Genomic DNA, 26223 nt, shown 5'->3' on the forward strand with positions numbered 1-26223 from the left:
TCATGGACCTGACCACTTGGCTGACCTTTGTTGCCGCCTCTGGTGCGTTGCTGCTGATCCCCGGCCCCACGGTTTTGCTGGTGCTGTCCTATGCGCTTTCTCAAGGGCGGTCTGTTGCGCTGGCCTCCGCCCTCGGTGTGGCGACGGGCGACTTGTTGGCCATGAGCCTGTCGCTCGCCGGACTGGGGGCACTGGTGGCAACATCCGCCGCATTGTTCACCCTGCTGAAATGGATCGGCGCGATCTATCTGATCTGGCTGGGAATAAAGCTCATCCGCACCGCGCCGGCGGCTGGGCTACACCTGCCAGACAGCGTCCGCGTGTCCGCAAACGGGGTCTATTGGCATAACGCCGCCGTGACCGCGCTCAACCCCAAAAGCATCGCCTTCTTTATCGCCTTCGTGCCTCAGTTTGTTGACCCTCAGGCGGCGCTTCTGCCTCAGTTTGCGATCCTCGTGGGCACCTTCGTCAGCCTCGCCGCACTGAACGCCCTCGCCTATGCGCTCGCGGCGGACCGTCTGCGTCGCTGGATCTCCCGTCCTTCGGCGCTGACATGGATCACACGGGCTGGTGGTGCAACGCTCATCGGCATGGGCGTCTTGACCGCCAGTCTGCGCCGCGCGACATAGGCACCTGAGCTTTATTCTCCTTCAGGAAATGACGGTTGAACCGCCACACCTCCCGCGACGCTGAGGTGTCCCTATCCTTGCCCGGCGCTTCCGTTGCGCCCATCCGCTATTACAAACGATATCGTAACCAGCGCGAAGATGGCCTAGGGATATGCCCCCCCCTAATGACCCGGAAAACGCAAACGGCGCGCCCATTCAGAGCGCGCCGCCATCGTTTCACGTATCGGACTTATTCAGCGGGGCGATGTGCAGCTTGCGCCAGCATGGCCTCTTCCGCCGGCTCGATATGCAGATCGTCGTTCGCCACCACGCCGGCATTGGGATCATTAAAGACGTTCATATCCACCTGCCCTTCCGACTTCGCCACAATGGTTGAAACAACCGCGTCGCCAGTGATGTTCACCACTGTGCGGATCATGTCCATCAAACGATCGACGCCAAGGATCAGCGCGATGCCTTCGATCGGCAGACCAACCTGTCCCAGCACCATGGTCAGCATGACCAGTCCGACGCCCGGCACACCGGCCGTTCCGATGGAGGCCAGCACCGCCATCGCGATAACCGTCAGGTATCCGGTTATGCCCAGATCAATGCCATAGACGTTCGCCAGGAAAACAGTCGCCACGCCTTGCATGATCGCCGTGCCATCCATGTTGATCGTCGCACCAAACGGCACGGTGAAGGACGCCACCGAGTTCTTTACCCCGATCCGTTCTGTCACGCAGCGCAATGTAACCGGGATCGTTGCGTTCGACGATGCGGTGGAGAAGGCGAAAATCTGTGCCGGGCGAAGCTTTTTCATGAAAGTGAAGGGGTTGAGACCCGATAACACTTTCAGGAAAAGCATAAGCGTCCCGAACATGTGCAGCAGCAACGCCCCCACCAGCACAAGAACATAGGTCAGAACCGGCAGGAACAGCCCAAGCCCCTGCTCGGTAAAGGTCTTTGCGATCAAGCAGAAGACGCCATAGGGCGCGAACGCCATCACGATCTGCACGATCTTCATCATGACTTCGTTCATGTATTCGCAGGCTTCCACAAACGGGGTGGATCGCGCCCCCAGCATCAACACCGCGACGCCCAGAATAATGGTGTAAAATATGATCTGAAGCATCTCGCCGGAGGCGTAAGCCGCGACAGGGTTGCGTGGGACAATGCTTGCGAAGGTGTCCCAGACGGAGGGCGCCTCCTTTGCCGCGACGCCCGCCAGATCCGCGCCTTCGATCTGAAAGCCCTCTCCCGGCCCGACCACCAGCGCGATCAGGATCGCGACAGCGATGGCCGTCGCCGTGGTGGCGAGGTACAACGCAAAGCTCTTGCCCCCGACCCGCCCGAGAATACGAATATCGCCGATGCCTGCGACCCCACAAATCAGCGAGAAAAACACCAGCGGCACCACCAGCATCTGCAATGCGTTCACGAACATGCGCCCGATCATGTAGAACAGACCGCCTACGATGTGCGTGTTGATGAACTCATTTCCGATGGTGTTGAACAAAACACCCACCACGAGGCCCGCGCCCATGGCAATCATGATTTTTGTCGTTAACGACATCTTGCCGTCGCTCTGTGTCTGAGTGGCGCCCATGACGGTGTCTCCTTCTGTCAGGCCCCTATGTTGCGTTGCACCGGTAATGTCCCGCCATTGGCAACATCAGCAGGGCCGCCCGAAAAACGCGAATACAACGAAGTCTGCACAATCAAGAGGCGGAAACCAAAGCTTTTCGTAAACCTCCGCAGAGCTGCTCACGAAAAAAGCGCCGAGGTTTCCCTCGACGCCTGTCTCAATCGATGCGGCGGGACAGCGCCCGCCGTGTGTTCATGCGTTCATCGGGACCACATTGCCATCATCCGCCTGTGCGTCGCTCGCGTTGGCGTCAATGAATTCCAGAACCAACGGACGGATGTTGTTCCGCCAGCTCTTGCCCGCGAAGATCCCGTAGTGACCCGCGCCCGGTTCGACGTGGCTGGCCTTCTTCGACGCCGGCAGGCCGGTGCACAGGTCCAGAGCCGCGATACACTGGCCTGGGGCCGTGATGTCGTCTTTTGCGCCTTCGACTGTCTTGACCGCGACCTTGGTGATGGCGCCCATATCGACCTTGTGGCCCTTCACGACGAATTCGTTCTTGGCGATTTCGCAGTTTTTGAAGATCCGCTCAACGGTCGACAGGTAGAACTCTGCCGGCATGTCCATGACGGCGAGATACTCGTCGTAAAAGCGGTTGTGCGCGTCATGGTCCGATGCTTCGCCCCGCGACACGCGCAGGATCTGATCCTGGAACGCTTTGCCGTGGCGCTCCGCGTTCATCGACATGAATGACGCAAGCTGCAGCAGCCCCGGATAGACCATGCGGCCGACGCCTTTGCAGCTGAAGCCCACGCGTTGGATCATCGTCTCTTCGAGTTGTCCCATCGTGACGCGGGCGCCAAAGTCGGTGACGTCCGTCGGCACGGCATCGGGATTGATCGGACCACCGATCAGGGTCAGCGTGCGCGGCTGCGCGTCCGGTTCCAGCTCGGCCAGATAGGCCGTTGCTGCCAGCGTCAGCGGCGCGGGCTGACAGACTGCGATGACGTGGCTGTCAGGGCCGAGATGTTTCATGAAATCCATCAGGTAGAGGGTATAATCCTCCACGTCGAACGACCCGGCGGAGACGGGAATGTCACGCGCGTTGTGCCAATCGGTGATGTAGACCTCTGCGTCGGGGATCAGCGACAGAACCGTGGACCGCAACAGCGTCGCGTAGTGCCCGGACATCGGCGCGACAAGCAGGATCTTGCGCGGCATTTCCTCACGGCCCGTTACATCGAAGTGGATCAGGTTGCCGAAATCCTTTTCGACAACTGTATTTATGTCGATGAGATGATCCTGGCCGTCGGCGCAGGTGAACGTGCGGATGCCCCAATCAGGCTTGACCACCATGCGTTCGAACGTGCGCTCCGTGACGGTCCCCCATGCCGCAGCCCACTGCAGCGCCGGGTTCGGCACCAGCGCCAGGGCCGGGTAGGATGCCATGGTGCGTGCGGTCGCCCCGAGCCATTGGTTGGTATTCCGCATCGTTTCCATAAGATCGTACGTCGCCATGTAGCGCATAACAGCCACTCCTATTATCATGGGGTCGTTGCACCGTGATCGGCACCTCGGACCAAAGCCAATTCGTCGCTTTGCCTCCCGAACCCGGCGACGGTAATTCTGCAACTGCAAAGCATAAGGGGGGAATAGTTAAATGACAACAAATACGGTTGTCGCAGGTGAAAACCGCGAAAAGCTCGAAGCAAACCTGAAGAAGGTCGAGGAACTGTCCCAACGGCTTATCGGCGCTCTGACAAAGCGTCACTCGACGCCAACGGCGCTAAATGGCCCTGATACCTCGCTTTATGCCAAGGCGGCCCACGCCTACATGCAGGAATGGGTGACCAATCCCGCAAAGCTCATTGAACAGCAGGTTGGCTTTTGGGGCAAAACCGTCACGCATTTCGTTGAGGCACAGCAAGCGCTCGCCTCCGGAAAACTGGCTGCGCCAGAGCAGGAAAATGCTGCGCCGCGGCAGGACAAGCGGTTCAAGAATCCCCTTTGGGACACCCATCCATATTTCAACTACGTTAAGGAACAGTATCTCATCAATGCGGATGCCATGCGCGCCGCAGTTGAGGCGATCGACGAGCTGGACCCGATTGAAAAGCGGCGGCTGAGGTATTTCAGCCAGCAGATCATCGACATGTTCGCCCCCACCAACTTTCTCGCCACAAACCCCGACGCACTGATGCGCGCGGTGGAAACCGAAGGCGAAAGCCTCGTGCGGGGCCTTGAAAACCTCGTTGCCGATCTGGAGGCCAACAATGGCGAGATGATCGTGCGTCTGGTGGACGAAGGCGCCTTCGAAGTCGGCGGTAACATCGCCACCGCCGAGGGCGAGGTCATTTTTCGCAACCGCATGATGGAGATCATCCAGTACAGCCCCACCACGGAAAAGGTGCATGAGACCCCCATCGTGCTGTTCCCGCCGTGGATCAACAAATTCTACATTCTGGACCTGAAGCCCCAGAACTCGCTGATCCGCTGGATTGTCGAGCAGGGCTACACGCTGTTCGTCGTCAGTTGGGTGAACCCGGATCACGGCTACGCCGACACCGGGATGGAAGACTATATCGAAGACGGTTTTCTCAAGGCCATCGACGTGGTCAAGGATGTCTGCGATGTCCCGAAGGTCAACGCGGTGGGCTACTGCATCGCGGGCACCACGCTCGCCATCACCCTGGCCCTGATGAAGAAGCGCGGCGACAAGTCTATCAAATCCGCCACATTCTTCACCGCCCTCACCGATTTCAGCGATCAGGGCGAATTCACCCCCTTCCTGCAAGAGGACTTCGCCGCCGGCATCGAACAGGAGATCGACCAGGAAGGCATCCTGCCTCACTTTATAATGGCGCGGACGTTTTCCTTCCTTCGCTCGAACGACCTGATCTACGGGCCAGCGATCAAATCCTACATGATGGGGGAAACTCCGCCGGCCTTCGATCTGCTCTATTGGAACGGCGACGGCGCGAACCTGCCGGGCAAGATGTTCCGCGAATACCTGCGCGGTCTCTGCCAGCGCAACGAATTCGCTGAGGGTCGTTACGAGATACTGGGGGAAACCTTGTCGGTGAAGGACGTCGATGTCCCGCTCATGTCCATCGCGACGGAGACAGATCACATCGCCGCCGCCCGTGACGTCTATCGGGGTGTGCAGCTGATGGGCTCCCGGTCCAAGACGTTCGTTCTGGGCCAGTCCGGTCACATCGCGGGTATCGTGAACCCACCGGGCAAGGACAAGTACGGGCACTACCTGAATGACAACCTTGGGGAAGCGTTCGACGACTGGAAAGCCCAGGCCGAGCATCACAAGGGGTCGTGGTGGCCGGAATGGGAAGCCTGGCTTAAAAAGCGCTCGGGGAAGATGATACCGGCTCGCGCTCCGGGCGATTCGGGGATCAAACCGCTTGCCCCGGCCCCAGGGTCTTACGTTAAGCTAAAGGCCGCCAAACAATTCCAATGACTTATGCGACGCTCGCTGCGATGCAGAAATTTCCCTTGAAATGCTGCATCGCAGCATGCATATTGTTTGCAGCTGCAGTGAAACGGGGTGGGCCCGCTTAGCAGCGGAAAAATAGATTAAGAGGAATTTGGAAATGGCACAGACTCAAGACTTCACCGCGATGATGAAAGACATGATGGGTTCCTTCCCGGTCGACAACAAAGCGATGGAAGATGCTTTCAAAACCACCGCAAGCATGAACGAGAAGCTCTCGTCCGTCGCTCTGGAAGCAGCCGAGAAGTCGACCGAACTGTCCGCAGCTTGGACCAAGGACACACTGAGCAAGCTCTCAGCGATGACCTCCATGAAGTCCGAGCCCGCTGACTACGCCAAAGCGATGACCGATTTCGCATCTTCGCAAGCTGAAACAGCGGCCGAAAACATGGCTGCCTTCGCCGAAATCGCGAAAAAGGTTCAGATGGACACCGTCGAGCTGATGATGTCCGCAGGCAAGGACATCTCCGAGGACATGACCGCCGCCGCCAAGAAAGCGTCGGAAGACATGACATCTTCGGTCAAAAAAGCGTCCGACGCCGCGAAGTAAGTCGCTTTGACAGGTTTCCCGACGCCCACATGGCGTCTGGGTAAGGGTTTGCGCCCTCTCCTCCCATTTGGCGCAAAATCCTGGGGCGGGTACTTCGGTACTCGCCCCTTCCTTTTTGGGGGATGCGTGTTGCAGCCGTGCAACAAACAACCGTTGCGTAAACTCCCGACAGCACGAGCCTGCTCGCAGCCAAAGGCAAACGCGACAGGCTGCCGTCTCGCTCCACGATATATCGAAATGAGAAACCTGCGTGGCGGCCTGTTAAACGGTCAGCAAAATCCACGCGTTCCCTCACTTCGAGGGCAAGAACCTGCCACACAATCCAAGCCACCGCGCCTAAGGCGCGGTGGCTTGTTTCGTGTCAGCGGCCAGTATCGCCCGGAGGTTCGTCATCAGGCGAGGCGTCGACGCTGAGCTGATCGTCTGCCTGCTCCGCGGGTTTGGCTGTCGCTTCGACCATATTCTGCGGAGCCTTCTCGATCCGGATCGGCGCGGCGGGCGCGTTGCCCTCCTTGTCCTCACCAAAGTAGATCGTCTGGTGCGGGAACGGGATCTCGATGCCGCGCTCGTCAAAGATCCGCTTGAGGATCTCGTTGTACGCACGCCCGACGCCCCATTGCTGTCCCGGCACGGTCTTGATCCGCGCCCTGACAACCACATCGCTGGAGCCAAAGCTGTTCAGACCAAACCATTGCAGATCGTCGAGGATCAGCTTGCCGTAGTCTTCATTGGCCCGCAGTTCGTCGAAGCCGTCCATCATGGCCTGCTTCGCATCCTGTACATTCTCGCGGTAGGCAATGCCCATATCCGCGACATAGAAAGCGAATTCGCGCATGTAGTTGGACACCATGTCCACCGACGAGAACGGAATGATGTGGAAGGCACCGTGCAAGTCGCGCAGCGACACGGACCGAATGGTCAGACGCTCTACCGTGCCCGTGGTCCCGCCAACCGTTACCACATCCCCCACGTTCATTGCGTTCTCAAGCTGGATGAAGACACCCGTGATGATGTCCTGAACCATTTTCTGCGCGCCGAAACCGATGGCCAGACCCAGAACCCCGGCAGAGGCGATCAGCGGCGCAATGTCGATGCCCACTTCGGACAGCACGAACATCAGCGTGATCACCACCAAAACGATGGTCACCGCATTCCGCAGCAGCGACAGCAGAGTGCTTTCCCGCGATGTGGGAGCGGACCCAAAGTCCGGGTTCAGACGGAAATCCACCCACGAATTCACGGCCAGCCAGACAAGGAACGCGCCGACCAGAATGAAGAAGATCGAAATGATCCTCCCCGTCATGGTCATGCCGACCTGGCTTTCGAGCCAGCCCTGCATGTCCAATATGCCTATCACGCTTAGGGTAAAGAAGATCACGGCGGCAAGGATTGCGAGCCGCAGGAACTTCAGCACCTTGGGGATAAAGGCGTTCAGGCGACGCTCCAGCAACGGAAGACGCTGGGAAATCGTGGCAGGCACCTTGATGCCCTTCTTGACGACGCTGCCAACCAGGTTCGACAGGATGAAGGCGACGATGATTGCCGCCAGCACCTTGGCCGAGGCGCCCAGCATCGGGAACAGCACGCCGCCGGGACGCGCCAGAACCACTGCCAGCAGCGCCACCAGGTAGATCAGCGCGACAACGTACCAGTTGCGCGCCAGAAAGCGCAGCGCGTTGCCCGCATCCGCCAGGCGCGCGCCCAGCAGCCAATCGGACACAGCCCGACGAAAGCGCACCACCTGCACCATGACTATGACGATCGCGATGAAGGAGATCAGCGTCGACACGCCCCGACCGGTCAGGAAGTTCACGTTCTGATTGATGATCGGCACCACCAGAAGCTGGCCATAGCCCAGAATGCTGACGATGATCGCGGTCCACCTGTTGACGTATTTCGCGCCACGATCCGGGATCGGCATCAGCCGCAGATCCGGCGTCGTCGGCGACAGCAGCGCCCGCACGACCATCTTTGCCATCTCGATCATCAGGAAGGCGTTCAGATACAGAGTTTGCTGAATCCCCATCTGGCCGACAGACCCGAAGGCCATCAAAGCCAGTAGGTAGCCAGCCCCCCACGCCAGAACGACGACCACCGCATCGATCAAGACCGACGCCAGAATGATGAACCCGCTTTGCACCGGACCGCGAACATGCGCCGCAGACCCAAGCTTTCGGAACAGCCGTTTCGCGACCAGCCGCAGCACATTGTAGATCAGGACCGTCGCAACGATCACCAGCGCCAGTTCGCGCAGGGTATCCCAGATCACCGCCGGATCGATGGCCACGGCACTGCTCAGCACCTCTGGGGCGTTTGACAAATGGCCCCAGAACACCTTGGCCGTCGTGCCTACACGCTCTGCGGTGTCCTGTGTCGTCCGCGCAACGCGTCGGCTCAGAGAGACTTCCTCCGTTGCGGCCACTTCTGCCGCTTCCTCGGGGAGGTCCTTGGCCGTGCCTTCACTGACGCGGTTCAGCGCCTCCAACAGCGCTTCACGGGTGGCGTCGTCGCTCAGCAGGTCTGCCAGGGCGCCCGCCTGAGCCGCGCTGAGAGTGGCGGCCCCGCTGGTGTCGGAGGCGGTCGCGCCCGCCGGGCTTTGCGCCATTGCGCCGGTCCATCCGACCAAAAACAGCGTCAGTGCGAAAAAACAGGCCGTTGCGGCCTGTCGAAAAGAAAGGGTCATGAGAATGTCAGTCCGTCGTCTGTAACTTCAAATGCAGCAGCTAGCGCATCTGACGCAAGTTCAAGCACCCAGATGTATAGCCGCACATGACAAACGGCGACCCAAGGAAGGGCCGCCGTTCAAATTCTTCCGGTCCGGCACAGGATCAGACGATCGTGGCCTCGGTCGCCGCGCGCAGCTCTTCCTCGGTCACGCCTTCGGCGCATTCGACGATCTTCAGCCCGCCTTCGACCACGTCCAGAACGCCGAGGTTCGTGATGATGCGATCCACCACACCGGTGCCGGTCAGCGGCAGCGTGCAGCTTTTCAACAGCTTCGATTCACCGGCCTTGTTCTGGTGATCCATGACCACCACAACCTTTTCAACACCGGCAACGAGGTCCATCGCGCCGCCCATGCCCTTGACCAGCTTGCCTGGGATCATCCAGTTCGCCAGATCGCCGTTTTCGGCCACTTCCATCGCGCCAAGGATTGCCGCTGCAATCTTGCCGCCGCGGATCATGCCAAAGGACATGGCGCTGTCGAAATACGCGGTCTTGGGCAGCTCGGTGATGGTCTGCTTGCCCGCATTGATCAGGTCCGGGTCCTCTTCACCCTCGTAGGGGAACGGGCCCATGCCCAGCATGCCGTTCTCGGACTGCAGGGTGATGTCCTTGTCGCCGACATAGTTGGCCACCAGCGTCGGAATGCCGATGCCAAGGTTGACGTACATGCCGTCTTCGAGTTCCTGCGCGGCCCGCGCCGCCATCTGATTGCGATCCCAAGGCATTATGCGTTCTCCCGGCTGCGCGTGGTGACTTTCTCGATGCGCTTCTCGTGCTCGCCCTTGATGATGCGATGCACGTAGATGCCCGGCAGGTGGATGTTGTCCGGGTCCAGCTCGCCGGGTTCGACGATCTCCTCGACCTCCATCACGCAGATCTTGCCACACATGGCGGCCGGTGGATTGAAGTTGCGCGCGGTCTTGCGGAAAATGCAGTTGCCCGACGTGTCGGCCTTCCAGGCTTTGACGATGGCCAGATCGGCAAAGATACCCTCTTCGAGGATGTAATCCTGACCGCCGAACTGCTTCACTTCCTTGCCTTCGGCAATGACAGTGCCAACGCCGGTCTTGGTGTAAAAGCCCGGAATACCGGCCCCGGCGGCGCGCATACGCTCTGCCAGAGTGCCCTGAGGATTGAATTCCAGCTCAAGCTCACCGGACAGGTACTGGCGCATGAATTCCGCGTTTTCACCGACATAGGACGACATCATCTTTTTCACCTGACGCGTCGCCAACAGCTTGCCGAGGCCGAAATCATCGACGCCTGCATTGTTGGATGCAACGGTGAGATCCTTCACACCGCTTTCGACAATCGCGTCAATCAGCAGTTCCGGAATACCGCAGAGGCCGAAGCCACCCGCCGCGATCAGCATGCCGTCGTTCAGCAGGCCGTCGAGCGCCTCCTGCGCGGAGCCGTAGACTTTCTTCATGGGACACTCCCTTGGACTTTGGTCCCGAGAGTTCTCGCCCCTTCGCCGGACGAAGTCAACGCGACGCCGGCAGAAGCGACCGGTAACAGACCATACCCGTCATGGACCACGTAAAAAGGGCCACCCTGAAACAGGGTGGCCCGGTTCATCAGCCGCCAATCATGCCACAGGCGACGCGACCGCCTGCGCCACCGATGGGCTGGCTCACATGATCGTCGCCAGCCTCGTGGATGATAAAGGCGGAGCCGTCCTCATCCATCAGCCCCTCGACTGTTATCATCGTGGTATAAGCCTCCATCTCGCCCTCGCCATCTGAAGCCACGAACAGGTTCGGCAAGTCGCCGTCTTCCGGGCCGTCCATGTTCAGCAAACCGTGGCCGCCTTCGACCTTGCCAACGTGCCCACCGGAGGTGGTGAAACCTTCGCCCGGCTCGCAGGTCGCCATCTGGTGCAGGTGCAACCCGTGCTTGCCTGGCTCCAGCCCTTCGACGCGCACGTGGATCAACACGCCATCCGGCCCTTGGGTCAGCGTCGCCTCACCGATGGCCTCGCCTTCGAGACCGATGATTTCTGACGTGGCAGTCGGTTCAGGCGCCTCCATCGAATGGCTTTCCGCCAAGGCTGTTGTTGCGCAAAGCGCCGCTGTGGCGGACAGAATGAAACGGTTCATGAAAATCTCCCTGATATGTCTCGAGCACGCCCGCACTCGGGCGCGCCTCGCATATCAGGTTAACGCAGCCAACCCGCACACGTTGCAGGGCTGACCTCACGATCCCGTCAGATCAGGCGAACCTGCGTGCCGATCGGCGTGATTTCAAACAACTCGGCAATCTTTTCGTTGTAGGTGCCGATGCAGCCGTCCGACGACCGCCGCCCGATCTTGCGCGTGTCATGGGTGCCGTGGATCAGGTAGGCGGGCCAATCGAGGTACATGGCGTGGCTGCCAAGCGGATTGTCCGGCGCACCGCCCTTGACCGGTTTCCAGTCGGGGAACCGCTCCATCTGGCTGGAGGTCGGCGTCCAGGACGGTCCAACCTTCTTGCGCACGATCTCGGAATACCCGCGCCGCGTCAGCTCATCGGTCTTCGGCACGGATGTCGGATAAATCCTGTAGTCAGAACCATCGCCCGACCAGAAATGCATGGCGCGGCTTTCGGTGTCGCACACGATGCAACCTTTGCCCAACTGGCTGAAATGGTCGCGCCAATCCTGCGCCAGGAAGCTCGATGTATTGCGCCTCGGGTCTGCTGCGCGCGCCATTGCGGGCATGATCAACGACGCTGCGCCAGCGGCGATAAGAGCGCGACGGGACATGTGGTGCGATGCCATGTGGGGTCCTTCCTTTGATGTGTCTTGCGCCTTAAAATGCGGTCGACATGCTTCAAAGGAAAATCACACATTCTTGAGCGTGCATATGATGGCATATACGCAACACGAAAAACACATGAAAAGGGCACCGGGATGATCTCCCGATGCCCTGATCCTGTCAGTCTTCAGACTCTTCTGCCTTCTTGGCCGGGGCCTTTTTCTTGGCGGGCGCTTTTTTGGCCGTCGTCTTCTTGGCAGCTGTCTTTTTCGCGGTGGGCTTCTTGGCGGCGGCTTTCTTGCCGCCCTTCTGACCCGTCTTTTCCTCGATCAGCTTCAGCGCCTGCTCCATGGTCAGCGCGTCGGCCTCCACATCCTTGGGCAGGGTCGCGTTGACCTTCTCCCATTTGACGTAAGGGCCGTATTTGCCGTCATAGACCGCGATCTTGCCACCATCGGGGTGATCGCCCACTTCCTTGAGAACCTTGGCCGCACCGCGTCGGCCCCGTCCGGGATTGGCGCGTTTCTCGGCCAGCATTTCCACCGACAGGTTCATGCCAGTTTCGAAAACCTCCTGCAATTCCTTGAGGTTGACATAGACCGGCTTCTCCTCGTCAGGCAGCTGGTGCATGATGTATGGCCCCCACGGGCCCAGCGCCGCCTTGATGACGCCACCCTCGGGGTGCATCCCGATCTCGCGCGGTAAGGTCAGCAGCGTCACCGCCTTTTCCAGCGTCATCTCGTCGGGTGACCAACCGGGAAGCGGCTTTTTCGACCGATCCATCGGCAGGTTTGAACGCCGCGGCTTTTCTTTCGAGCCGGGAACCTGCTCCCCACGCTGAAGATACGGACCATACTGGCCGAACTTCAGCCAGATCTGATCGCCGTCGTCCTCGCCCAGCAGCAGATCATCGGCACCATCGCCGGTGATGGGACGTGTGTACGTACATTCGGGGTAATTGCCGCAGCCCACGAAACCGCCGCTGCGCGAGGTCTTCAGGTGCAACTGCCCTGCCCCGCAGCGCGGACAGACCCTTGGGTCCGTGCCGTCATCACGCGCCGGATAAAGCTGTGGGGCCAGCGCCTCGTCCAGCACATCCAGCACCTCGGTGATCCGCAAATCCGACGTCTCGCTGATCGCCGCCGAGAAATCCCGCCAGAACTGGTTCAGGACTTCCTTGTAGTCCATATCGCCCGCGCTCACATCGTCGAGCTGGTTCTCCAACGCCGCCGTGAAATCGTATTCCACATACCGCTTGAAGAAATTCTGCAGGAAGATCGTGACGATCCGGCCCTTGTCCTCAGGGATCAGACGGTTCTGGTCCTTGCGGACATAATCGCGGTCCTGAATCGTGCTGATGACGCTGGCGTAGGTCGACGGGCGACCAATGCCCAGTTCTTCCATGCGCTTGACCAGCGTCGCTTCGGTGTAGCGCGGCGGCGGCTGGGTAAAGCTCTGCTGCCCCACAACCGAACCGTCGGCGCCCTTGACCACCTTGGCATCGCCCTTGGGCAGGCTTGCGGCCCCGCTCAGCTTGGCCGGTTCGCCCTGCATGACCTGCGGCAGACGGCGATCATCTTCCGATCCCGCCTCGACGTCGTCCCGGCCTTCTTCGTAGACTTTCAGGAACCCGTCAAAGGTGATGACCTGCCCTGTGGCGCGCAGACCAACCTGCGCATCCTCAGATCCGATCTCCACCGTGGTGCGCTCCATCCGCGCGGATTCCATCTGGCAGGCCAAAGTCCGCTTCCAGATCAGATCATACAGCTTGCGCTGATCCGCATCGCGCAGTTGCAGCTTCTCTACGTCCGCCGTCATTTCGGTCGGGCGGATGCACTCGTGCGCTTCTTGGGCGTTCTTCGCCTTGTTCTTGTAAATGCGCGCCTTTTCAGGGACGTAGGCCTTGCCATACCGCGCCTCGATGGCGGCACGGGCGGCGGTCACCGCCTCTGGCGCCATGTCGATGCCGTCGGTCCGCATGTAGGTGATGTGCCCGGCCTCATAAAGCCGCTGCGCCGTGCTCATGCATTGCTTGGCGCCCATCCCGAACTTGCGGCTGGCCTCCTGCTGCATCGTCGACGTCATGAAAGGGGCCGACGGATTGCGCGTGGCGGGCTTTGCCTCGACACTGGTCACCGTCAGCGGGCGCGACGTCACGGCCTGCACCGCAAGCTCTGCAGCTTCCTGGGTTGGGATGTCGTAGCGATCCAGCTTCTTGCCGCCCAGAACCGTCAGCCGGGCCTCGTATTCCTGACCGCGCGGCGTCACCAATTGCGCCCGCACCTGCCAGTACTCACGGGCATCAAATGCCTCGATCTCCATCTCGCGTTCGACCACCAGACGCAGGCACACCGATTGCACCCGCCCCGCGGACCGCGCGCCGGGCAACTTGCGCCACAGCACCGGCGACAGGTTGAACCCGACGAGGTAATCCAGCGCGCGGCGGGCCAGGTAAGCCTCCACCAGCGGCGCGTCGATTTCGCGCGGGTTCTTCATCGCCTCGGTCACGGCGGCCTTGGTGATCGCGTTGAAGGTCACACGGCTGACGTGGGTGGTCTTCTTGATCGACCGGCGTTTGGTCAGCGCCTCCTTGAGGTGCCACGAAATCGCCTCCCCTTCGCGATCCGGGTCAGTCGCGAGGATCAGTTCGTCGTCGGTTTTCAGCGCCTCGGCGATGGCCGCAACGTGTTTCCGCGAATCGTTGGGAACCTCCCACAGCATGTCAAAGTCATGCTCGGGGTCGACGGAACCATCCTTGCGCGGCAGATCGCGAACATGCCCGTATGAGGCGAGAACGGTGTAGTCGGACCCCAGATACTTGTTGATTGTCTTGGCCTTGGCCGGAGATTCGACGACAACGACTGGCATCTGGTTATGCTACCTCTCTTGTACCTCTTGGCGGTTCGACTTGCGAAACCACCGCGGCGCTTGATGTGGGCTATTGGGGGTGTTTGTCAATGTTGAGCCTTTTCTACGGTTGACCCAGACACCCGGCCTGCACAAGGTTGACCCGACACACCACAGGACGTTTCATGCGCCGCATCACCAGCCTGGCCTTCGTTTTGACCTGTTTCGCTGCACCTCTGGCCGCATGGGAGACCCCCGCACGCGGCACCGAGACGCGCAGCGCCCTGATGGACGCCATGCGACCGCACGCGGAATGGCTGTTCAACGCGCCGTTGGTATTTCGCGTCAACGAGCTGCGCCAACAAGGCGACGTGGCATTCGCCATGCTGGAGCCGATCCGCCCGGACGGTCGGCCCATGGCGCCTTCCGATCTGGTGATCCGTGGCGCCGACACCGACGATATTTTCGATTACGACGGTGCGGCGATGCAGGCGCTCTACCAGCGGTCCGGTGACACATGGGTCGCGGTCCACTGGACCGTCGGGGCAACAGACGCGTGGTGGTATTGGACGGAATACTGCGCGACGTGGTCGAGTGTCCTTCCGGAGGTCTGCGACTAGGATCAGGATCGCGGCACCAGAGACAAAAATCCACCCGGCTGCCGTCGGATATGACCTTCCAGTTCCAATTCCGTCAGCGCAGGAGACAACTGATCCGCCCCGGCGCCGATATCGCGCACAAGCTGATCCTCGGCCGTGGGCGACGGCCCGAGCCGGTCAAGGATCTGACGGTGCAGCGTCGCAACCTGTTGCAAGCTGACGTTCGGGGCAGCTGCGCTCGGTTCCCGCATGCCACGCGGCTCGGGCGCGGGCAAATCCATTTCCTGCTGCGCAGACGGCTCCAAAGGCGGCAACACCTCAAGGATATCCTCCGTACTGCGCACCAGACGCGCGCCGTCGCGGATCAAGATATTGCAACCGGACGCCCGCGCGTCCAGCGGGTGGCCCGGTACGGCCAGCACGTCGCGTCCCTGGTCCAAAGCGCCCCGTGCGGTGATCAAAGAGCCGGACTTGGTCGCCGCCTCGACCACCACCACGGCCAGCGCCAGACCAGAAACGATGCGGTTGCGTGTGGGAAAATGTCGCGCCATGGGCTGCATTCCCATCGGCTGTTCGCTGAGGCGCGCCCCGCCCTTTTCCGCGATCTGCATGGCCAGCTCTGCATTCTCCGCAGGATAAAGCACGTCGACACCGCCCGCCAAAACAGCAACGGTGCCCCTATCCAGCGTCGCCTCATGCGCCGCAGCGTCGATCCCGCGCGCCAGGCCAGACACCACGCAATAGCCCGCCTCTGACAGCCCCGCCGCCAGATGTCGCGCCATCCGCAGCCCCAAGGAGGACGCATTGCGCGCGCCCACCAGCGCCACCATCGGACGGCGCAGGACATTGCTGTCGCCCACCAGCCACAAGACCGGCGGCGCATCTGCAATCTGCGCCAGAGCGCCGGGATATTCAGGCGCACCGCGACAAATCAGCCGCGCGCCACAGGTGCGCGCTGCTTTCATCTCCTTGAGCACCAAATGTTCAGGACAGACCTCGTACCGCGCAACCCCGGCAGCTCGGGCAACCTCTGGCAAAGCCTCCAGCGCGTTGCGCGCCGTGCCGTGTTCCGCCATCAATTTCCAGAAGGTCGTCGGCCCCACCCGACGAGAGCGCAAGAGACGGAGCCAGTCCACACGAGAATCTTCCGTGGTGGGTGGGAGTGGGGGGTGAGTGGAAGAGTAACTGTCGTTGCGCATCCTGGCCCCGCCGTCTTGCAAGAACATCTATAGCGAGTGGCCGGTTAATCAGAAGTAAACCCGAAAGCGAAAAGCTGCGCCTATCTCTTTAACCTTCTGAATTCGTGGAAAATTTGGTTCAAGAAAGCCGCTCATCTTGTCAATGCGCTTCCGCAACGCGCCAGATTTTCCGACCTGGACACAAGCCAGCGCAGAATAGCGCATTGAAAAAACACCATAAGCGGCCCGACGCGCTCTCCCACCCCGAGGTTTGGCCGCCTTGTGATCGTCAACCGCACATGTGGCCAACCCCACCAAAGCACCCGGCAGCGCGCTGGAGTTTTGCACCGCCCACCTGAACCTCGTCACGGCCAGCAGCGCCGCACCCAACCTCGCAGCGGCATCAAGCCATGGTAAAAGCAGGCACCGCCGACCAAGCTATTGCCACCGCCATCCTTCACCTGCTGGTCAGCCCCTGTTGTAAAACCGCTGGCGACGGTCTGCACCCAAAGCGCAGGATGCCAAACATCCATCATCAAGATACACCAAGGGCCGCGCGACGGATCACGCAGCCCTCATTCACGCGCTCTTTGACATCAGTTGCCAGCGCCACCCACGGTCAGGCCGCCGATCATCACCGTCGGCTGGCCCACCCCCACGGGCACCCACTGCCCCTGCTTGCCGCAGTTGCCCATGCCCGGATCAAGCGCCATATCGTTGCCGATTGCACGGATGCCATTCAACGCGGTCGCCCCGTCGCCGATCAGCGTCGCGCCCTTGACCGGCGCGCCGACCTTGCCATCCTTGACGCGATAGGCCTCAGTGCAGGAGAACACGAACTTGCCATTCGTTGTGTCCACCTGCCCGCCGCCAAAGCCCACGGCCCAGATGCCATCCTTCAGATCCGCAACGATATCGCCCGGATCGGTCTCTCCGCCCAGCATGTAGGTGTTGGTCATGCGCGGCATCGGAATATGCGCATAGCTCTCGCGCCGACCGTTGCCGGTGGGATTGACCCCCATCAATCGCGCATTCTGACGGTCCTGCATGAAGCCCACCAGCTTGCCGTCGTCGATCAGAACGTTCTTGCCCGAGGGCGTGCCCTCGTCGTCGATGGTGATTGACCCACGCCGGTCGGGGATCGTGCCGTCGTCCAACACGGTGACACCTTTCGCTGCGATCTGCTGCCCCATGAGACCCGCAAACACCGACGACCCCTTGCGGTTGGCATCGCCCTCCAGCCCGTGACCGATGGCTTCGTGCAACAGGATACCGGGCCAGCCGGGGCCAAGCACGATGTCCATCACCCCCGCCGGGGCTGGCTCCGCCTCCAGGTTCACCAGCGCAATTCGCAGCGCCTCGCGCGCCTTGGACTGCCAGTCGACGGGATCGAGCAGACCGTCCAGCGACACGCGCCCACCGCCGCCAGCGGTGCCCGCCTCGCGCCGTCCCTGATCCTCGACGATCACCGACACGTTCACCCGGGTCATGGGGCGCACATCCGTCACCAGGCCACCTTCGGGCCGCAGGATCGCCACTTCCTGCAAGGACGCGGCGATGGTCGCCGTGACCTGAACCACCCTCGGATCCAGCGCCCGTGCAAAGGCGTCGATCTCCCTGAGCGTGTCGACCTTCACCGGAAAGCTCGCGCCAGCGATGGGATCGGCGTCAGTATAGAGGTGGCGATTCGTGCCCAAAGGGGGAGGCGCCATGACGCCACCGCCCTCTCCGATCGCCAAACGGGCCGTTTCCGACATTCTTTTCAACGATTGTTCGGAAATTTCCGTGGCATGGGCGTAGCCTGCCACCTCGCCCCGAACGGCGCGCAAACCGAATCCCTCGGAGGCGTCGTAACTGGCCGTCTTGACCCTCCCATCGTCGAGAACCAGTGATTCAGAGCGTCGTCGCTCCAGGAAAAGCTCCCCATCCTCGGCGCCGGCCAGGGTGTTTCGAACCTGCGCAAGTGTGCGGTCAAGGTCCAAATGTGTTTCAAAAGGGCGAAATTCTGCGTCTGACATCTGGACCTCGGAGTTGATCTGGATCAAAAAAGCGGCGCTTTGCCGCGGACACCATGCTTCCACGGGTGGACAGAATATGGTTTCTAGTCCGGCAGAACGCAACGGTATGCCGTAGGGAGGGAGCAGGACCACAAGACCATGCTCCATCTTCGCGTTACCACTCAGAATTTTCGGGTCGGCGGGCCCGCGTGCAACTAGAATCGATCAGGGTAGATACATGACCTTCAAGACGATGATGACGGGCCTGATGGGTGCCCTTGTCGCCGCGCCGGCTTTGGCGCAGGACCTGCCAATCATTGGCAAGCCACATCAAGGCGGGATTGGCTTCCAGCCCGCGGCCACCGAACTGGCGACGGATCTGCATTGGCTTGATGGCATGATCCTGATCATCATCACCGCGATCTGTCTGCTTGTGACCGCGCTGCTGGCCTTCGTCGCGATCCGTTTCAATCGGCGGACGAACAAGACACCGGCGGGCTTCACCCACAACTCGCCGCTGGAAATCGCATGGACCCTCGGCCCCATCGTGATCCTGATCTTCATCGGTGCCTTCTCTCTGCCGGTTCTGTTCAAGCAGCAGGAAATCCCCGAGGCAGACCTGACCATCAAGGTCACCGGCTACCAGTGGTACTGGGGCTACGAATATGTCGGCACCGACCTGGCCTATGACAGCTACATGATCGGCTCGCCCGGCGCCGACCTCAGCTACCTCAGCGGCGATGCGCCGGAAGCTGATGCCGAATACCGCAAGAACGACAGCGTGATCGCGCAGCTCGAAGCCGTCGGCCTGTCCGAAGACGAATTCCTGCTTGCCTCCGACACCGCCGTGGTCGTGCCCGTTGGCAAAACCGTTGTGATGCAGGTGACCGGCGCGGACGTGATCCACTCCTGGACCATCCCTGCCTTCGGCGTGAAACAGGACGCCGTTCCGGGTCGCCTTGCGGAACTGTGGTTCGAGGCTGACCGCGAAGGTGTCTACTTCGGCCAGTGTTCCGAACTCTGCGGCATCTACCACGCCTACATGCCGATCACCGTCAAAGTGGTCAGCCAGGAAGCCTATGACGCATGGCTTGCCGCCTCCACCGAGGCAGGCTGGTACACCGACGTCCGCGAAGTTCTGACCAACTGATCTCGCAAGATCTCGTAGGTCGGGGACACCCCCGGCCTACCCTCCTTACCGAACCGTCAGCGAAAGCCCCCTTCATGAGCGACGCCAGCTTCGATCCCACTTTGACCGACACGCAAGAAGCCCAGTTCGGCGACTACTTCGCCCTGCTCAAGCCGCGCGTGATGACGCTTGTGGTGTTCACGGCCTTCGTCGGCCTGCTTGCTGCGCCTGTGTCGGTGCATCCCTTCCTCGGCTTCTGTGCCGTGCTCTTCATCGCCCTTGGCGGCGGCGCATCCGGCGCCCTGAACATGTGGTACGACAGCGATATCGACGCCGTCATGAAGCGCACCGCAAAGCGGCCCATTCCCGCAGGCAAAGTCACCCGCGAGGAAGCTCTGGCCTTCGGCCTGACACTGTCCGTATTTGCCGTGGTGTTCCTCGGCCTTGCCACCAATTGGCTGGCCGCTGGCCTGCTGGCCTTCACGATCTTCTTTTACGTCGTTGTCTATACCATGTGGCTGAAACGTCTGACGCCACAGAACATCGTCATCGGCGGTGCCGCAGGGGCTTTCCCTCCGATGATCGGCTGGGCGGCCGCTACCGGTGAAATCTCCACCGCCTCCGTGCTGATGTTCTGCCTGACCTTCCTGTGGACACCGCCGCACTTCTGGGCGCTCGCCCTGTTCGTCCGCATGGACTACGACAACGCCACCGTGCCGATGCTGACCGTGACACACGGACGCCGCGCGACCCGCAACCACATCCTGGTATACACCGTGCTTCTGGCGATCTTTGCCATTGGCCTCGGGTTCACCCAGGTCGGCGGCCCGGTCTACCTTGCCACGGCCGTGGTGCTGAACGCGCTCTTCCTCAAAGGCGCAGTCGACATCTGGCGCCGTGACGAGGCCGCATCGGAGGCAGACAACTTCAAGGTCGAGAAGAGCTTCTTCAAACTGTCCCTGCTCTACCTCTTCGCGCATTTCGGCGCGATCCTGGTGGACGCTGGTCTCACGCGCTTCGGGGTGCTCTGATATGGCTATCACCAAAGAACACGAACTGCACAAGCGCCGCCGCTCCCGCAATGTGGGGCTGGGCCTGACACTTGGCGCGTTCATCGCGATCGTTTTCGGCATGACCATGGTCAAGGTCAGCAGCGGTGATTTTGCCATGCGACCGACCGAGAATTCCACCGTGATCGACTCCGGAGGCTCCCCAGATGGCGATTGATCCCAAAACCAAAACCCTGGTCCAGACCCTTGGCGTGGTCGTCACGATGGGCGCGCTCGCCTGGGCATCCGTGCCGTTTTACAACTGGTTCTGCCGTGTGACCGGCTTTGGCGGCACCACGCAGGTCGCACTGGCCGATCAGGGGCGCGAGATCCTCGACCGCACCATCAAGGTCAAATTCGACGCCTCCAAGGAACGTAACATGCCATGGGAATTCAAACCCATGCAGACTGAGATGGAAGTGCGCCTCGGCGAAGAAGGCCTCGCCTTCTTCGAGGCGTACAATCCCACCGACCACCCCGTCGCCGGTCAGGCCGCCTACAACGTCGCGCCCTATCAGGCGGGTGGCTACTTCAACAAGATCGAGTGCTTCTGCTTTACCGAACAGGTTCTGCAGCCCGGTGAGCGTGTTCAGATGCCTGTCAGCTTCTTCGTCGATCCCGAGATCCTCGAAGACGGCGACGCAAAGTTTTATAAGCACATCACGCTTTCCTACACTTTCTACGAGATCGACCTGCCCGAAGACGTGCAGGCCGCGCTCGATATAGACAGCGGTGCCTCCGGTCTTCCGGGCGGTGCCGAAAACGAAAACGGTGCTCCGGCATCCGTGAACTAACGCCTAACGAGGGAACGCCATGGCGCATGCAAAAAATCACGACTACCACATCCTGAACCCCAGCATCTGGCCCCTCCTGGCCTCCGTGTTTGCGTTCATCATGCTGTTCGGGGCAGTCGGCTGGATGTCCGGCGGCATGACCGTCCTGTTCGGCGCGATTCAGATTTCCGGACCGTGGCTGTTTCTGATCGGCTTCGTCGGCACACTCTACGTGATGTTCGGCTGGTGGGCAGAAACCGTTGCAGAGAACAAGGTCGGCGACCACACACCTGTTGTGCTGATCGGCCTGCGGTACGGCTTCATCCTGTTCATCATGTCCGAAGTGATGTTCTTCTTCGCCTGGTTCTGGTCGTTCTTCAAACACGCCCTGTATCCGATGGGTCCGAACTCCCCCGCAGTGGATGGCCAGTGGCCGCCAGCGGGCATCGAGACATTTGACCCGTGGCACCTGCCCTTGATCAACACGCTGATCCTGCTGTGCTCCGGCGCGGCGGCCACCTGGGCACACCACGCCCTGGTGCACGGCAACAAGCGTGACGAGATCAAGCAAGGCCTCGCCATCGCGGTGATCCTCGGCCTGATCTTCACCGTGTTTCAGGCGTATGAGTATTCCCACGCGGCCTTCGGCTTCTCGGGCAATATCTACGGCGCGAACTTCTTCATGGCGACCGGCTTCCACGGCTTCCACGTGATCATCGGCACCATCTTCCTGTTCATCTGCCTGCTGCGCACGATGAAGGGTCACTTCACTCCCGAAAATCACCTCGGGTTCGAAGCGGCTGCCTGGTACTGGCACTTCGTTGACGTGGTTTGGCTGTTCCTGTTCGCGTCCATCTACATCTGGGGCGGTTGATCGCAGGTTGGGGCTGTCCCTGACAGCTGGACCAGATCACAGGGCCTTGCGTCCAGTGGCTCACAAGGTAAACCAAGGCGCGGCTGTCACGGCCGCGCCTTTTCCGTTCCGGGAGACGTCATGAAACGCTACCTCGCCCCCATCCTGATCGGCTTGATCGGCGTGGCCATTCTCCTGCGCCTCGGTTTTTGGCAGGTGGACCGGCTGGGCCAGAAGGAAGCGGAACTGGCCCTCATCGAAGCCACCATCTACGGCGAACCGCAGCCCCTTCCCAGGCTGATGGACCCGGAGACTCAGCGCTACCTGCCAACCGCGCTCGACGGCACGCTGGAAGACGGCGCGCTCTATGTTCTTGTCTCCGCCAAGATGCGCGGCGCTGGCTGGCGCGTGATCTCTCCGTTCCAGACGGAGGAGGGCCGCCGCGTGTTGGTCGACCGCGGGTTCCTCCCCGTCGACCAGAAGGACGCGCCGCTCTACACCGGGCCGGCACACATCTCGGCCAACTTGCACTGGCCTGACGACCGCAACTCCTCGACGCCGGACAACGACGAAGCCAAGAACATATGGTATGCGCGAGACCTGGGCCCCATGTCCGAGGCGCTGCAAACCGAACCCCTTCTGGTCGTGGCGCGCCAGATTGATCCGGCTCCGACCAGCGTGCAGCCCATGCCGGTTGACACCTCCGCCATCCCGAACGATCACCTGCAATACGCCATCACCTGGTTCTCCCTGGCCGCGGTATGGCTGATCATGACCGGCGTCTGGATACGCCGTATCGCGAAAGGCACTGACTGATGCGCTATATTTCCACACGGGGACAGGCCCCTGCCCTGACTTTCGAAGAGGCGATGCTCTCCGGCCTTGCCCGCGACGGTGGACTCTATGTCCCGGAGACCATCCCACAATTGTCAGCTGACAATATCCGTGCGCTCCAAGGGCTGACCTACGAAGAAACCGCCTTTCGCATCATGCGCCCCTTCGTGGGTGACGGCTTCACCGACGAGGTCTTTGCCGACCTGATCGCCAAGGCTTACGCTGGTTTCGGTCACAACGCCCGCGCGCCGCTGGTGCAGCTGGCCCCGAACCATTTCCTGCTGGAGCTGTTCCACGGTCCGACGCTGGCGTTCAAAGACTTCGCCATGCAGATCATCGGTCAGCTGTTCCAGGAGGCGCTGGAACGGCGCGGCGAGCGTGTGACCATTGTGGGTGCGACCTCCGGCGACACAGGGTCTGCGGCCATCGAAGCGTTCAAGGGCCTCGACAATGTCGACGTCTTTATCCTCTTTCCCCACGGCCGCGTCTCCGAGGTGCAGCGCCGTCAGATGACCACTCCGCCCGAGGCCAATGTGCATGCGCTGGCGCTCGACGGTCACTTCGACGACTGTCAGGCCCGCCTGAAGGACATGTTCAACCACTTCGAGTTCCGCGACAATGTCCGCCTCGCCGGGGTGAACTCCATCAACTGGGCGCGCGTTCTGGCGCAGGTGGTTTACTACTTCTCCTCCGCCGTGTCGCTCGGCGCGCCGGACCGCAAGGTCAGCTTCACCGTGCCCACCGGCAACTTCGGCGACATCTTTGCGGGCTATATCGCCAAGCGCATGGGCCTGCCCATCGACCGGCTGGTGGTCGCCACCAACCAGAACGACATCCTGCACCGCTGCCTGACCGGCGGCGCCTATCAGACCTCGCAGGTGCATCCGTCGATCTCGCCGTCGATGGACATTCAGGTCTCCAGCAACTTCGAGCGTGCCTTGTTCGACGCCTATGACCGCGACGGCGCGGCGGTGGCACAGCTGATGGACGAGCTGAAGGAGGGCGGCTTCAACGTGTCGCAAGGCGCGCTGCAAGCCCTGCGCGAACATTTCGACTCGGGCCGCGTGTCCGAGGAGGAAACCCTCGCCACCATCCAGTCGGCCCAGACAACCATGGGCGAATTGCTCTGCCCGCACAGCGCCATCGGCGTGCGCGTCGCGGAAACCCTGCGCGCCTCCGACACCCCGATGATCACGCTGGCCACAGCCCATCCGGCCAAATTCCCCGACGCGGTGGAGAAAGCCTCCGGCATGCGCCCGCCCCTTCCAAACCGGATGGCGGACCTGTATGAGCGTCCCGAACGTGTGACGCGGGTCGCCAATGACCTCGCCGCCCTCGAGTCTCTTATTCAGGAGCGCATCAACAAGTGACCGTCCAACTCACCACGCTTTCCAACGGCCTTCGGGTCGTCACCGAACATATGCCATCCATGGAATCCGCCGCTCTCGGGCTGTGGATCACTGCTGGAGGGCGCCACGAGCGTGAAGAGCAGAACGGCATCGCGCATTTTCTCGAACACATGGCGTTCAAGGGCACGGCCAAACGGTCTGCCCTGCAAATCGCCGAACAGATCGAGGATGTGGGTGGCTACATCAACGCCTATACCTCCCGCGAAGTGACTGCCTATTACGCCCGCGTGCTGAAGGCAGACACCGAACTGGCGGTGGACGTGTTGGCGGACATCCTGCTCAACCCGGTCTTTGATCAGAAGGAGATCGAGACCGAGCGTCATGTGATCCTTCAGGAAATCGGTCAGGCCGCCGACACGCCGGACGACGTGATCTTTGACTGGTTGCAGGAAAAAGCCTACCCGAACCAGCCCATCGGCCGCACCATTCTGGGCGAAGCCGAACGGGTGAACAGCTTTGGCCGCGCCGACCTGGAAACCTTTGTCGACGAACATTACGGTCCCAGCCAGATGATCCTGTCGGCCGCCGGTGCCGTGGACCACGACGCATTGGTCAAACAGGCAGAGCGCCTCTTTGGCGACCGCGCGCCCCGCGACGGGCTGATCGCCGACACGGCCACCTTCCACGGGGGCGAAACCCGCAAGGACAAGACACTGGAGCAGGCGCATATGGCGCTGGCCTTCGAGGCCCCCGGCTACCGCGATCCGATGTTCTACAACGCGCAGATCTACGCCACGGCGCTTGGCGGCGGCATGTCCTCCCGCCTGTTCCAGGAGATCCGCGAAAAGCGCGGCCTGTGCTACACCATCTTCGCGCAAAGCGGCGCTTATGCCGACACCGGCATGACGACGATCTACGCCGGCACATCGGGCGACGAGCTGTCCGACCTGATGACCCTGACCGTCGACGAGATGAAGCGCGCCGCCGAGGACATGTCCGATGCCGAAATCGAGCGTGCCCGCGCCCAGATGAAGGCCGGTCTGCTGATGGGGCTCGAAAGCCCGTCAAGCCGCGCCGAACGCATGGCCCGGATGATCCAGATCTGGGGCAAGGTCCCCCCGATCGAGGAAACCGTGGCCCGCATCGACGCCGTCACGCGCGAAGGTGTTCTGGCATTTGCCGAACAACAGGCGGCGCAGGCGGCGCTGTCGCTGGCTCTGTACGGGCCGGTCTCCGGCGCGCCCACGCTGGAGGCATTGCAGGCGCGGCGGGCAGCGTGATGCTGTCCTTCCGGCGCAAGTTCCGGATCGAAACGGAGCGGCTGACCCTGCGGCCGCCCTTGCACTCCGATTTCAACGCATGGTGCGCGGTGCGTCAGGAAAGCCGCGACTACCTGACCCCCTGGGAGCCCAGCTGGTCCGAGGATCACCTGTCGCGCAAGGCGTTCACCAATCGCGTCTACTGGGCACAACGCTCCGTCACCGGCGAAACGGCGATCCCGTTGTTCCTGATCCGGCGGGCAGACAATGCGCTGATCGGGGCGATCACGCTGGACAACATCCGGCGCGGTCCGGCGCAGGCGGGCACCTTGGGCTACTGGACCGGGCAACGCTATGCGCGGCAAGGGTACATGGCCGAAGCCATCACCGCTGTCACCCACCACGCCTTTGAAAGGCTGGGCCTTTCACGGATGGAAGCGGCCTGCCTGCCGGAGAACACCGCCTCACGGGGGTTGCTGGAACGCTCCGGCTTCAAATACGAGGGCGTGGCGCAAAGCTACCTCCAGATCAATGGCCGGTGGCGGACGCATGTTCTGTATTCCTGCCTTCGACTGGACCGACGCGGTCGCACCGACGCGGGCTAGGCGCCGGTCGGCAGGCCCCATTGGCCCTGCCGCGCATC

Annotated in this window: 23 protein-coding genes; 13 read left to right on the forward strand and 10 right to left on the reverse strand. The window is 61.4% G+C overall.

The features are described 5' to 3' along the window. Positions 1-2 precede the first annotated feature (2 nt). Positions 3-629, forward strand: coding sequence for a LysE family translocator (locus GGQ68_RS04550; protein WP_183963358.1), 627 nt, complete (start codon positions 3-5; stop codon positions 627-629). 229 nt (positions 630-858) lie between these two features. On the opposite strand, the gene GGQ68_RS04555 is transcribed toward GGQ68_RS04550, so the two are convergent. Together GGQ68_RS04555 and phaZ are read right to left on the reverse strand one after the other, a co-directional pair. Beyond that, positions 859-2217 (reverse strand): dicarboxylate/amino acid:cation symporter, encoded by a 1359-nt coding sequence (locus GGQ68_RS04555; protein WP_183963359.1) that lies wholly within the window; start codon positions 2215-2217, stop codon positions 859-861. A 231-nt stretch (positions 2218-2448) separates the two neighbouring features. Further along, positions 2449-3723, reverse strand: a complete 1275-nt coding sequence (phaZ, locus tag GGQ68_RS04560; RefSeq protein ID WP_183963361.1) for a polyhydroxyalkanoate depolymerase — start codon at positions 3721-3723, stop codon at positions 2449-2451. Positions 3724-3856: 133 nt separating this feature from the next. Here phaZ and GGQ68_RS04565 point away from each other — a divergent pair, with 133 nt between their 5' ends. Both GGQ68_RS04565 and GGQ68_RS04570 read left to right on the forward strand, forming a co-directional pair. Beyond that, on the forward strand, positions 3857-5668 hold the full coding sequence (locus GGQ68_RS04565) for a PHA/PHB synthase family protein (RefSeq protein ID WP_183963363.1): 1812 nt from the start codon (positions 3857-3859) through the stop codon (positions 5666-5668). 133 nt (positions 5669-5801) lie between these two features. Then, complete coding sequence (locus GGQ68_RS04570; protein WP_183963365.1) at positions 5802-6251, forward strand: phasin family protein; 450 nt, start codon at positions 5802-5804, stop codon at positions 6249-6251. Positions 6252-6612: 361 nt separating this feature from the next. On the opposite strand, the gene GGQ68_RS04575 is transcribed toward GGQ68_RS04570, so the two are convergent. From GGQ68_RS04575 to topA, 6 genes are all read right to left on the reverse strand, one after another. Continuing rightward, entirely contained in the window at positions 6613-8934 is a 2322-nt protein-coding gene (locus GGQ68_RS04575) for a mechanosensitive ion channel domain-containing protein (RefSeq protein ID WP_183963367.1), read from the reverse strand. A 145-nt stretch (positions 8935-9079) separates the two neighbouring features. Then, positions 9080-9703, reverse strand: a complete 624-nt coding sequence (locus tag GGQ68_RS04580) for a 3-oxoacid CoA-transferase subunit B (protein WP_183963369.1) — start codon at positions 9701-9703, stop codon at positions 9080-9082. Next, the gene (locus GGQ68_RS04585; protein WP_183963371.1) at positions 9703-10407 is read right to left on the reverse strand and encodes a CoA transferase subunit A; all 705 of its coding nucleotides are present in this window, start codon (positions 10405-10407) and stop codon (positions 9703-9705) included. The genes GGQ68_RS04580 and GGQ68_RS04585 overlap by 1 nt, the downstream gene beginning before the upstream one ends. A gap of 148 nt (positions 10408-10555) precedes the next feature. Beyond that, the gene (locus tag GGQ68_RS04590; protein WP_183963373.1) at positions 10556-11077 is read right to left on the reverse strand and encodes a superoxide dismutase family protein; all 522 of its coding nucleotides are present in this window, start codon (positions 11075-11077) and stop codon (positions 10556-10558) included. Between the two features lie 107 nt (positions 11078-11184). After that, positions 11185-11736 (reverse strand): L,D-transpeptidase, encoded by a 552-nt coding sequence (locus GGQ68_RS04595; protein WP_183963375.1) that lies wholly within the window; start codon positions 11734-11736, stop codon positions 11185-11187. Positions 11737-11893: 157 nt separating this feature from the next. Continuing rightward, positions 11894-14581, reverse strand: a complete 2688-nt coding sequence (gene topA / locus GGQ68_RS04600; protein ID WP_183963377.1) for a type I DNA topoisomerase — start codon at positions 14579-14581, stop codon at positions 11894-11896. A 164-nt stretch (positions 14582-14745) separates the two neighbouring features. On the opposite strand from topA, the gene GGQ68_RS04605 reads away from it, so the two are divergent. Further along, the gene (locus GGQ68_RS04605; protein WP_183963379.1) at positions 14746-15180 is read left to right on the forward strand and encodes a hypothetical protein; all 435 of its coding nucleotides are present in this window, start codon (positions 14746-14748) and stop codon (positions 15178-15180) included. Positions 15181-15182: 2 nt separating this feature from the next. Here the strand turns inward: GGQ68_RS04605 and dprA are convergent, their stop codons facing one another. Together dprA and tldD are read right to left on the reverse strand one after the other, a co-directional pair. Then, on the reverse strand, positions 15183-16358 hold the full coding sequence (gene dprA / locus GGQ68_RS04610) for a DNA-processing protein DprA (protein ID WP_183963386.1): 1176 nt from the start codon (positions 16356-16358) through the stop codon (positions 15183-15185). Between the two features lie 575 nt (positions 16359-16933). Then, positions 16934-18355 (reverse strand): metalloprotease TldD, encoded by a 1422-nt coding sequence (gene tldD, locus GGQ68_RS04615; RefSeq protein ID WP_183963388.1) that lies wholly within the window; start codon positions 18353-18355, stop codon positions 16934-16936. 217 nt (positions 18356-18572) lie between these two features. On the opposite strand from tldD, the gene coxB reads away from it, so the two are divergent. The 9 genes from coxB to GGQ68_RS04660 all read left to right on the forward strand — a co-directional run bounded on the left by coxB (position 18573) and on the right by GGQ68_RS04660 (position 26185). Next, positions 18573-19484 carry a cytochrome c oxidase subunit II gene (coxB, locus tag GGQ68_RS04620; protein WP_183963390.1) on the forward strand — a complete coding sequence of 304 codons (912 nt, stop codon included), beginning with the start codon at positions 18573-18575 and terminating at the stop codon, positions 19482-19484. 74 nt (positions 19485-19558) lie between these two features. Next, positions 19559-20494: a heme o synthase gene (gene cyoE / locus GGQ68_RS04625; RefSeq protein ID WP_183963392.1), complete on the forward strand. Its 936-nt coding sequence runs from the start codon at positions 19559-19561 to the stop codon at positions 20492-20494. Position 20495: 1 nt separating this feature from the next. Beyond that, positions 20496-20690: a hypothetical protein gene (locus GGQ68_RS04630; protein ID WP_183963394.1), complete on the forward strand. Its 195-nt coding sequence runs from the start codon at positions 20496-20498 to the stop codon at positions 20688-20690. Beyond that, entirely contained in the window at positions 20680-21306 is a 627-nt protein-coding gene (locus GGQ68_RS04635) for a cytochrome c oxidase assembly protein (RefSeq protein ID WP_183963396.1), read from the forward strand. Before GGQ68_RS04630 ends, GGQ68_RS04635 begins: the two co-directional genes overlap by 11 nt. A 19-nt stretch (positions 21307-21325) precedes the next feature. After that, a complete protein-coding gene (locus tag GGQ68_RS04640; RefSeq protein WP_183963398.1) occupies positions 21326-22159 on the forward strand; it encodes a cytochrome c oxidase subunit 3 in 834 nt (277 codons plus the stop codon). A 120-nt stretch (positions 22160-22279) separates the two neighbouring features. Then, positions 22280-22954 carry an SURF1 family protein gene (locus GGQ68_RS04645; RefSeq protein WP_183963400.1) on the forward strand — a complete coding sequence of 225 codons (675 nt, stop codon included), beginning with the start codon at positions 22280-22282 and terminating at the stop codon, positions 22952-22954. Beyond that, the gene (gene thrC / locus GGQ68_RS04650) at positions 22954-24342 is read left to right on the forward strand and encodes a threonine synthase (protein ID WP_183963402.1); all 1389 of its coding nucleotides are present in this window, start codon (positions 22954-22956) and stop codon (positions 24340-24342) included. Before GGQ68_RS04645 ends, thrC begins: the two co-directional genes overlap by 1 nt. Further along, the gene (locus GGQ68_RS04655; RefSeq protein ID WP_183963404.1) at positions 24339-25601 is read left to right on the forward strand and encodes an insulinase family protein; all 1263 of its coding nucleotides are present in this window, start codon (positions 24339-24341) and stop codon (positions 25599-25601) included. The genes thrC and GGQ68_RS04655 overlap by 4 nt, the downstream gene beginning before the upstream one ends. After that, positions 25601-26185 (forward strand): GNAT family N-acetyltransferase, encoded by a 585-nt coding sequence (locus tag GGQ68_RS04660; protein WP_183964071.1) that lies wholly within the window; start codon positions 25601-25603, stop codon positions 26183-26185. Before GGQ68_RS04655 ends, GGQ68_RS04660 begins: the two co-directional genes overlap by 1 nt. Positions 26186-26223: the final 38 nt, after the last annotated feature.

The organism is Sagittula marina (genome assembly GCF_014196795.1).
Classification (GTDB): domain Bacteria; phylum Pseudomonadota; class Alphaproteobacteria; order Rhodobacterales; family Rhodobacteraceae; genus Sagittula; species Sagittula marina.